Consider the following 8784-nt stretch of genomic DNA (forward strand, 5'->3'; position numbering starts at 1 on the left):
GCAGGGCATTCGCCTCAATGGCTGGTGCCGGACGAGCGCGTGGTCTTGTTGAACACGTTGTACTTGCCGATGGGCTTGTCCATGGGGATGCGCTTCACCTCGCGCAGCGTGCGCGCGTCGTACACCACGATGGCGCCGTCGCGCTCCATCAGGCTGACCAGCGCGTAGCGGCCGTCGCGCGTGAATTCCACATGCGCGGCGGTGCGGCCGGGGCTCGGCGTGAGGCTGCCGACCACGGCCAGTGTCTGCTTGTCGATCAGCTGCAGCGTGTCGCGCTTCGGGCTCATCATCGCATCGGCCCACGCGTAGGGCGTGTTCTCGTGGCTGCGCAGGAAGAAGCCGGGGCCATTGGTCGGCACCGTGGCGATGGTCTGCCAGCTCTGCATGTCGATCACGCTGATGCGACCCTGCCTGAGGTTGGGCGACGCCATGACCTCATGGCCGTCGCGCATCCAGGTGATGCCGCTCCCCAGATGCGGCATGCCGGACAACGCCAGGTCCGCGACCTTGCGGCCGGGCGTGAGATCGACCACCTGTCCGCCGCCATCGCGCGACGCACCCAGGATGTGCCGGTACGACTGGTCGAAGTAGAAATCGTCGAGCACGTCCGCCAGCACGATCTTCCTGGGCTCCGGGATGGTGCCGGACGCCATGCCGGCATACGGGATCTCCCAGACCTCGGCAATGTCCTTGAGGGCCGCGATGAAGCTGTGCCGGGGCGCCGCGTCATAGACCGCCGACACGCGCGAGCCCTGGCCGTCGCGGCCCGTGACGTCGAGCACCTTTGCCAGCGACAGGTCGTCGGCGCGCAGCAGCACCAGCGTCCGCGGCAGGGTGTTGCCGGCCAGCACCCACTTGCCATCGTCGCTGACCGCCACGTTGCGCGTGTTCAGGCCGACGCGGATCTCCGCCGTGAACGTCAGGTTCCACAGGTCGTACTTGCTGACCCAGCCGTCGCGGCTGGCCATGAAGACATAGCGGCCATCCTGGCTGAACTTGGGTCCCCCATGCAGCGCGAAGCGCGTGCGGAAGCGATGGATCGGCTCCAGGCGGTCGCCGTCGAGCACGCTGACATGGTGGCTGCCCGCTTCGACGACCAGGAAGAGATTGGCCGGATCGGCCTGGAACACAGGGCTGGCCGGCAGGCTGCCCGCTGCGTGATACACGACATGGCTGCCGCGAATTTCCGCGTCGGTCCACGCCGGCGCGGTCGCGGGGCCGGTGCGCAGCCAGTCCGCCAGGCTGGCCAGCCTGGCGTCGTCGAGTTCGCCGGCGAAGCCCTGCATCTGCGTTGCCGGGCGGCCTTCGCGCAGCACGGCGGCCAGCTCGGCCGGGCGCAGCCGCTCAAGGCTCTCGGGCAACAGCGCGGGGCCCATCGCGCCCAGCCGGTCGGCGCCGTGGCAGGCAGCGCAATGCTGGCGGTACAGAGCGGCCGGGCCGGCCACGTCTTCGGCGCCGAAGGCCGGCGCCTGGCACAGGCCAGCGAGCAGCAACGCCGCGAGCCATCGCAGTAATCTGTTCATGCGGCCACCTCCGCGCCAAGCGGGCTGGCGAGCTCCTCATCCGTCAGGTAGCACCCCGGGTCCGCCGCCCACGGGTTGCCGGTGATCGCCGCGGCGCGCACGCGCGTATTGCCATTGCAGATGCCGACCTGCGCGCAGGCCGCGCAGCGTCCCTGCAGCGGGCGCGGCGAAGCGGCCAGGCCCGCCATGAGCGGATCGCTGCGATCGGCCCAGATCTCGCCGAACGCGCGCTCGCGCACATTGCCGAGCGTGACGTGCCACCACATGGTGTCGGGATGGACGTTGCCGAGATTGTCGATATTGGCAACGCCGACGCCGGTCGCATTGCCGCCCCAGTTGACCAGCCGCGCGCGCATGTCGGCCAGCCGGTCCGGCTCGCACCGGGCGATCCAGTGCAGCAGGTAGACACCGTCGGCATCGTTGTTGCCGGTGACGAAATCGCCCGCGCGGCCTTGCCGCGCGCGCGCCCATACATGGTCGAACAGCCAGTCGAGCGCGGTGCGCGTGGCGGCGTGCCGCGCATCGTCGGCGCGGTGGCTGCGGCCGCGCCCCGCGTAGTTGAAGTGGGACAGGTAGAACTTGTCGATGCCTTCGCCTTCGGCCAGCGCCACCAGGGCTGGCAGTTCCCGCGCATTCTGCTCCGTCAGCGTCATGCGCACCCCCACGCGCAGCCCCGCGTTGCGCGCCGTGCGCAGGCCATCGAGTGCCTGCCGGAAGGCATCGTCGCTGCGGCGGAAGCGGTCGTGCGTGGCCGGCAGTCCGTCGAGGCTGACGCCGACATAGTCGAAGCCACAGGCGGCAAGCCGCGCGGCATGGCCGGCATCGAGCAGCGTGCCGTTCGATGACAGCGACAGGTGGAAGCCAAGCGCACGCGCGCGGGCCGCGATGGTGTACAGATCCGCGCGCAGCAGCGGTTCGCCGCCGGACAGGATCAGGGCCGGCACGCGCGCGGCCTTGAGCTGGCCGAGCACATCCAGCGCTTCGGCCGTGCTCAGCTCGCCCTTGAAGTCGGTGTCGGCGGAGGTCGAATAGCAGTGCTTGCAGTTGAGGTTGCAGCGCCGGATCAGGTTCCAGATGACGACCGGGCCGGCCGGCTTGCGCGGCGCGGGCACGGGGCCGCCATCGCGCAGCGCTTCCATGAATCGGGACAGGCGGAACATGCTTACTCCCTAAGCTCGGTATCACTCGGGTTCACTGGGGATCGGCCGGCGGCAGCCGCAGGCCGGTTTTCTTGAGGATGCGCGTGGACCACAGCACGTCCTGCGCACGGCAGGCATCGCCCAGCACGGTGGCGATCCGGGCTACCAGCGGCTGCGCTTCCTCGCGCGTGTGGGCATGCACCATCGCGAACAGGTTGTACGGCCACAGCGGCAGGCGCCGCGGGCGCCGGTAGCAGTGGCTGACGAACGGCAGCGTGCCGACCTGCTCGCCGAGCGCGTCGACGCACGCGTCGTCCACGTCCCAGACCGTCATGCCGTTGGCGTGCCAGCCCAGCGCATAGTGGTTGGGCACGGCCGCGATGCGGCGCAGCGCGCCGCTCGCCTGCATGGCGCCAAGGCGGGCGATGACCTCGTCTTCATGGATGCCAAGCTGCGCGGCAACCACGGCATAGGGCGCACTGACGAGCGGCAGGCCGCCCTGCGTGGCGCGGATCAGCGCGAGATCGATGGCATCGGGGGCAGGCAGCTTCATGGCAGTTCAGGCCGGCAGGTAGAGATTGACGAAGTATTCGCGCTCTTTCGGGCAGGGCAGGATTTCCACGCCCGCGGCGCGGCTGATACGTTGCAGCGCGGGCCCGACGTCTTCCGGGCGGCGCACCGCCAGCACGAACCACAGGTTCAGGTGATGCGTGCGCGCGTAGTGGTGCGCGACCTCGGGGTGGGCGTTGATGGCGGCAATCACCGCTTCCAGCCGGTCCTCCGGTGCGTGGCACGCGCACAGCACGAAGCGGCCGCCGGCGCGCTCGATCTGGAACAAGGGGCCGAAGCGCGTCAGGATGCCGGCGTCCAGCAACGCCCGCAGGCGCGCGAGCAGGGTGCCCTCGTCGATGCCCAGCGCCAGGGCCGCATCGGCATACGGCCGGTGCGTCAAGGCAAGCCCGCGCTGCAGCGTGTTGATGATGCGGCGATCGAGTGCGTCCGGAGCGAAGCTCATGACGGCTCCTGCTGCAGCGCATAGCGCGTGTTGCGCTGCTTGTAGCAGTGTGTGCCGACCAGCACCGCGCTGCGCATCTGGGCCAGCCCGACCTGCTCCTCGACATGCCCCAGCGTGGCGCGCATCGTCTGCGCGTCGCGCGCGTGGATCATGGCGAACAGGTTATAGGGCCAGTCCGGCAGGCTGCGCGCACGGCGGTAGCACAGCGTCACGCCGGGCATGCGCGCGAGCCGGATGCCGAGCGCGTCGGCACGGCTTTCCGGCACGTCCCAGACGCACATGGCGTTGTGCCGGTAGCCGAAGCGCCCATGGTGCAGGACCACGCCGAGCCTGCGGATCACGCCGCTTTCGCTCCACTGCGCCAGCCGCTCCAGGATGCGGTCGAGCGGAATGCGCGAACGCAGCGCCAGTGCGTGGAACGGCTGCGGCGCGAGCGGCAGGCCGGCTTCGAGCGCGGCGATCAGGCGCCAGTCGTCGGCGTCCGGCTGGACCGGCGCAGGCGCCTTCACCGCGCGGCGCGGTCGGCGAGCCCGGCCCTCGCGCAGCGAAAAGCCCAGGTCGATGTGGTACTCGCGCTCCATGGGCAGATCCAGCGGCTGCAGGCCGGTTCTTGCCGCGATCTCGGCCAGCACGCCGTCGAGCGCGTGCCGGTCCCGTGCGCCGGCAACGAACCACAGGTTGTGGCGATGGCCTCTGCGCGCGTAGTTGTGGCTGACCGCGCTGCAGCGGCTCACGCATGCGGCCACGCGGTCGAGGTGCGCAGGTTCGACCGCCAGCGCGCCAAGCGTGCTGACGCCGATGACATTGGGCGCGAATACCGCGCCGATGCGGCTGATGCGCCCGGCGCCTAGATCCCGCGCGAGCAGGCTCAGCAGGTGGTGCTCGCACAGGCCCAGTTCGCCGGCCAGTTGCCGGTAAGGGCGCGGGTGCAGCGGCAGGTCGCGTTGGAGACGGTCATAGAGCAGGGCTTCGTCGTACATGGCGATGACGGCTTACATGTGGATGACATGCGGCGGGTTACATGCCGAAGCGCTGGGCGCGCACGGTAAAGAAAATGCCGCTCGGGTTGTCGGCCGGCAGCGTGGCCAGGCGCGAGAAGCTGGTGGTGTCGTAGACCTCCACGCGGTTGTCGTCGCGGCAGGACAGCCACACGGCTTCGCCCTTGGGCGTGAATTCCATGTGCAGCACGCCACGGCACGGGCGCATGGTGCGCACCACCTGCCGCGTCGCGGTGTCGATGACCTGCACCGTGTCGTTGTTCGGGAAGGCGAAATTGACCCAGACCTGGCGGCCATCGGGGCGCGCCATGACAAAGACCGGCTGGCCGGCGAGCGCGACGCGCGCGGCTTCATTCCAGCCGCGGGCCGGATCGGCGACGAGGACCTCGTGCCGCCCGATTGCCGGCAGCCATGCCATGTCCTGTGCCATGGCCCAGCCGCGCAGGTGCGGCATCTTGTAGACCGGCAGCGGCGCGGTGCCACGCCCATAGCCGGAGAGGATGCGCTGCGCCATCGGCGGCGACTGCCACAGGTCCACCAGCGACAGCCCGTCCTCACCGAACAGGCCGGCCAGGTACCAGCGGCCATCCGGCGTCACCAGCCCGTCATAGGGCTCGCGGCCCGCGCGCAGGCGCGTGACCTGCGGCCGGCGCGGGTCGTTGGCGTCGATGATCCAGATCTCGCCCGATTCGAACAGGCTGGCTGCCAGCCGCCGGCCCGGCAGGTCGGCCAGGCCCACAACCTTGGAGCGCTTGCCGTCTTCGCCAATGGCGGGAATGTCCGCAAGCGGTTCCAGCGTGGCCGCGTCGAACAGCCGGATGCCGCCCGGCGCATAGTTTTGCGCCGCGACAACGCGACCGTCCTGCGTGATGGCGCCGCCGATGCTGTTGCCCGCCTGCATGACGCGGTGGGTCACGCGTGCCTCCAGCAGGTCCACGCGCGACAGTCCGCCATCGCGCCCGAAGACATAGGCAAAACGGCCGTCGCGCGAGAACACCACGCTGGCGTGCGACAGGTCGCCCAGGCCATCCACGGTCGCGAGCTGCGTCATGCCCGTGGTCTCCACGACCTGCATGCGGCCGGCGGCGCGTTCGATGATCACGCCGAGATCTCCGGTGCCGCGTAGCGGCGCCGCGCATCCTGTGAGCATCCCCGCGGCCAGCGCAAGCGGCGCGAGCCATTTGCGCGCCTGTCGCGCGGTGCGGGCTACCGGCCCGGAACGGCCGGCGCCTGTCCGGCCTGCAATCGTTCGATCAGCCATAAGGCCTCGTCCTGCGTCATGAAGGGTTGCCAGGGCGGCATGGCGGTGCCGGGCCGGCCCTGCAGCACGGTGGCCACCAGGCCGTCGCGCGGCTTGCCCGCGAGCGCCGCGGCGGTCAGCGGCGAGCCGAGCCCGCCCTGCAGCGTCATGCCGTGGCACGCGCCGCAGTCGTCGTGCAGCAGCCGCGCAAGTTCCGCCCGCCGTGTCGGCGGCGGCTCCGCTGCGACGGCCGCCGTGGCGGCCAGCAGCATGCCGAGCGCGACGCCGCGCGCAAGGGCGGTTACAGCGTCAGCACCCATTTGGCGAGCGTGTCCGCTTCGGCGTCGGTGACACGGTTGGCGGGCATCGGCACAGGTCCCCATTTGCCGCTGCTGCCCTTGAGGATCGAAGCAGAAAGCTGCGCGGCCGCGTCCTTGTTGCCCTTGTACTTCGCGGCCACGTCCTTGAAGGCCGGACCGACCAGCTTCTTGTCGACGCTGTGGCAGGCCATGCAGGCCTTGCTGGCGGCCAGTTCGGGGTTCGCGTGCGCGGCTGCGGGCAACAGCACGCAGGCGGCCGCTGCGATGAGGATTCGGATGGATTGCATCTCTTGGCTCCGGTGGCGCGGCGGCGCGCAAGGTTTTGCCCTGCGCGCCGCACGCGCGGTCAGTAGATGTCGTGCTGCGTGTTGTACGCGTTGAACTTGCCGGTAGGCGTGATCAGGCGCGGATCCTTGATGACGGTCTTGAGCTTGCGGGTCTTGTCGTCGACCACCACGAGCGCGGACTCGCCGTCCTTGGTGCCCCAGACGGAGAACCACACCTCATCGCCGGCCTTGTTGTACTCGGCCTGCACCACGCGCTTGGCGCCGTCGCCCTTCAGGTTGGCCCACTCGGCAACCGGCAGTACCTGGAAGCCCGCTTCGAGGTTGCGCGTGTCGAACACGGCCACCGACTGGTTGAGCTTGGCGTCGGGGTTCAGCGGCGTATCGACCCACAGGTTCGAGGACTTCGGATGCGTCTTGATGAAGAGCGAACCACCGCCCTGCCCCTTGACGGTCTGCACCACCTTCCATGCCTGCGCCTTGTGGGCTACCGGGTCGGTACCGATCAGGCTGATGGTCTCGTCGCCGAGATGGCTCGTGGCCCAGACCGGCCCGAATTTCGGATGCACGAAGTTGGCGCCGCGGCCCGGGTGGGGCGTCTTGCCCACGTCGACCAGCGCCGCGAGCTTGTCCTCCTTCGTGTCGACCACCGCGATCTTGTTCGACGCATTGGCGGCCACCAGGAAATACCGGCCCGTCGCATCGAAGCCGCCGTCGTGCAGGAACTTGGCGGAGTCGATGGTGGTGGTCTTCAGGTTGTTCAGGTCGGCGTAGTTGACCATCATGATCTTGCCGGTTTCCTTGGCGTTGATCACGAACTCGGGATGGAAGTGGCTCGCGACGATGGAAGCCACGCGCGGCTCGGGGTGGTACTCGTTGTCCACCGTCATGCCGCGCGTCGACACGACCTTGAGCGGCTTGAGCGTGTCGCCCTCCATGATCACGTACTGCGGCGGCCAGTAGGAACCCGCCACCGCGTACTTGTCCTCGTATCCCTTGTACTTCGACGTCTCCACCGAGCGGGCTTCGAGCCCGATCTTGACCTCGGCGACGATGTCGGGCCTGGGCAGCCACAATTCGATCAGGTCAAGGCGCGCATCGCGGCCAATCACGTACAGGTAGCGGCCCGAAGCGGACATGCGCGAGATGTGCACCGCGTAGCCTGTCTTCACGATGTTGATGATCTTCTTGCTGTCGCCGTCGATCAGCGCCACCTCGCCGGCGTCGCGCAGCGTCACCGAGAACAGGTTGTCGAGGTTGTACTGGTTCATCTTGCGCGTCGGGCGCTTGGCCACGGGCACGATGTTCTTGCGGCTTTTCTCGATGTCCGCCAGCGAGAATTCCGGCGGCGTCGGCGGATCGAGCTGGATATAGCGGGCCATCAGGTCGACCTCGGTATCGGACAGGTCGCCCGACGTGCCCCAGTTCGGCATGCCGGCGGGGCTGCCGTACTTGATGAAGGTCTTCAGGTATTCGCTGCCACGGGCGCGCGTGATGTCCGGCGTGAGCGGCTTGCCGGTAGCGCCCTTGCGCAGCACGCCGTGGCAGCCGGCGCAGCGCTCGAAGTAGATCTGCCGGGCATGGTCGAATTCGGCAGGTGTCAGGGTGGGTGCCGACGCTGTCGGCGGCGTGGCAGGCGCCGCTGCCGTTGTGTCCGCGCTGGCCTGGCTCAGCCAGAGGGACAACGGCAAGGCCGCAAGCGCGGTGAACCTCCAGGATTTCGCTTTCATAGTGCTGCTCTTCAGCGGTTGGGGAAAGCCGTTGCGCCGGTGCTCTTGTAGTAATCCTTGCTGCACCGGCTGTCAGGGAGATCATCGTGAAGATTGCGCGGTACCGCGTTGACTGTCGTCAACGAGGGCGAACGCCGCAGCCTATAGCCTTACTGCCTTTGTGGTTGCTGTCGCGCCTGCCGTCGCCATCAGTGCGTCGCGCGGCAGCCTGCTCACTGGAGAAATTTGGTTCTTCGCCGGATGCGGGAATGGGGAAGGGTTGGGGGTTGTCGTGCTTGGCAGACGCTGCCGTTTCGCCGGCGTAGCCGGCGACTTACTCTTTTGTCCGAGCCCTCCATGTCAGGATAGTTGTCGCCTCGCCGCCTTTCGATGAAGGACAATGGGGGGCGGTAACGGTTGGAAGATGAAACCTTATCCGGCGGAGTACAAAGAATGGGTGGTCGAGCAGATGAAGCCGCCCTTGAACCGGTCGGTGGCGGAGTTGGCCAGGGAGACAGGCATCACAACGGTGTGTCTGCGCAACTGGCGCAACGCG

General features: G+C 68.6%; 9 protein-coding genes. All 9 read right to left on the bottom strand.

Features of this window, described 5'->3' with window-relative positions; genetic code table 11:
* Positions 1-14 precede the first annotated feature (14 nt).
* The 9 genes from KHO22_RS31280 to KHO22_RS31320 are packed head-to-tail and all read right to left on the bottom strand — an operon-like array spanning position 15 to position 8249.
* The gene (locus KHO22_RS31280; RefSeq protein ID WP_211951069.1) at positions 15-1523 is read right to left on the bottom strand and encodes a nitrite reductase; all 1509 of its coding nucleotides are present in this window, start codon (positions 1521-1523) and stop codon (positions 15-17) included.
* A complete protein-coding gene (gene nirJ / locus KHO22_RS31285; RefSeq protein ID WP_211951070.1) occupies positions 1520-2683 on the bottom strand; it encodes a heme d1 biosynthesis radical SAM protein NirJ in 1164 nt (387 codons plus the stop codon). The genes KHO22_RS31280 and nirJ overlap by 4 nt, the downstream gene beginning before the upstream one ends.
* Before the next feature lie 31 nt (positions 2684-2714).
* Positions 2715-3215, bottom strand: a complete 501-nt coding sequence (gene ahbB, locus KHO22_RS31290; RefSeq protein ID WP_211951071.1) for a siroheme decarboxylase subunit beta — start codon at positions 3213-3215, stop codon at positions 2715-2717.
* Positions 3216-3221: 6 nt separating this feature from the next.
* On the bottom strand, positions 3222-3677 hold the full coding sequence (locus KHO22_RS31295) for an Lrp/AsnC family transcriptional regulator (protein WP_211951072.1): 456 nt from the start codon (positions 3675-3677) through the stop codon (positions 3222-3224).
* A complete protein-coding gene (ahbB, locus tag KHO22_RS31300) occupies positions 3674-4657 on the bottom strand; it encodes a siroheme decarboxylase subunit beta (protein ID WP_211951073.1) in 984 nt (327 codons plus the stop codon). Before ahbB (KHO22_RS31300) ends, KHO22_RS31295 begins: the two co-directional genes overlap by 4 nt.
* Positions 4658-4694: 37 nt before the next feature.
* Positions 4695-5936 (bottom strand): cytochrome D1 domain-containing protein, encoded by a 1242-nt coding sequence (locus tag KHO22_RS31305; RefSeq protein WP_211951074.1) that lies wholly within the window; start codon positions 5934-5936, stop codon positions 4695-4697.
* Positions 5882-6235, bottom strand: a complete 354-nt coding sequence (locus tag KHO22_RS31310) for a c-type cytochrome (RefSeq protein WP_211951075.1) — start codon at positions 6233-6235, stop codon at positions 5882-5884. Before KHO22_RS31310 ends, KHO22_RS31305 begins: the two co-directional genes overlap by 55 nt.
* Positions 6217-6522: a c-type cytochrome gene (locus tag KHO22_RS31315; RefSeq protein ID WP_211951076.1), complete on the bottom strand. Its 306-nt coding sequence runs from the start codon at positions 6520-6522 to the stop codon at positions 6217-6219. Before KHO22_RS31315 ends, KHO22_RS31310 begins: the two co-directional genes overlap by 19 nt.
* A 59-nt stretch (positions 6523-6581) precedes the next feature.
* Entirely contained in the window at positions 6582-8249 is a 1668-nt protein-coding gene (locus KHO22_RS31320) for a nitrite reductase (protein WP_211951077.1), read from the bottom strand.
* Between the last annotated feature and the right edge of the window lie 535 nt (positions 8250-8784).

Source organism: Cupriavidus yeoncheonensis (assembly GCF_905397275.1).
GTDB lineage: Bacteria > Pseudomonadota > Gammaproteobacteria > Burkholderiales > Burkholderiaceae > Cupriavidus > Cupriavidus yeoncheonensis.

Coding starts and splice junctions, on each gene's coding strand:
- KHO22_RS31280 (WP_211951069.1), bottom strand. CDS start 1,523: ATGAACAGATTACTGCGATGGCTCGCGGCGTTGCTGCTCGCTGGCCTG.
- nirJ (WP_211951070.1), bottom strand. CDS start 2,683: ATGTTCCGCCTGTCCCGATTCATGGAAGCGCTGCGCGATGGCGGCCCC.
- ahbB (WP_211951071.1), bottom strand. CDS start 3,215: ATGAAGCTGCCTGCCCCCGATGCCATCGATCTCGCGCTGATCCGCGCC.
- KHO22_RS31295 (WP_211951072.1), bottom strand. CDS start 3,677: ATGAGCTTCGCTCCGGACGCACTCGATCGCCGCATCATCAACACGCTG.
- ahbB (WP_211951073.1), bottom strand. CDS start 4,657: ATGTACGACGAAGCCCTGCTCTATGACCGTCTCCAACGCGACCTGCCG.
- KHO22_RS31305 (WP_211951074.1), bottom strand. CDS start 5,936: ATGGCTGATCGAACGATTGCAGGCCGGACAGGCGCCGGCCGTTCCGGG.
- KHO22_RS31310 (WP_211951075.1), bottom strand. CDS start 6,235: ATGGGTGCTGACGCTGTAACCGCCCTTGCGCGCGGCGTCGCGCTCGGC.
- KHO22_RS31315 (WP_211951076.1), bottom strand. CDS start 6,522: ATGCAATCCATCCGAATCCTCATCGCAGCGGCCGCCTGCGTGCTGTTG.
- KHO22_RS31320 (WP_211951077.1), bottom strand. CDS start 8,249: ATGAAAGCGAAATCCTGGAGGTTCACCGCGCTTGCGGCCTTGCCGTTG.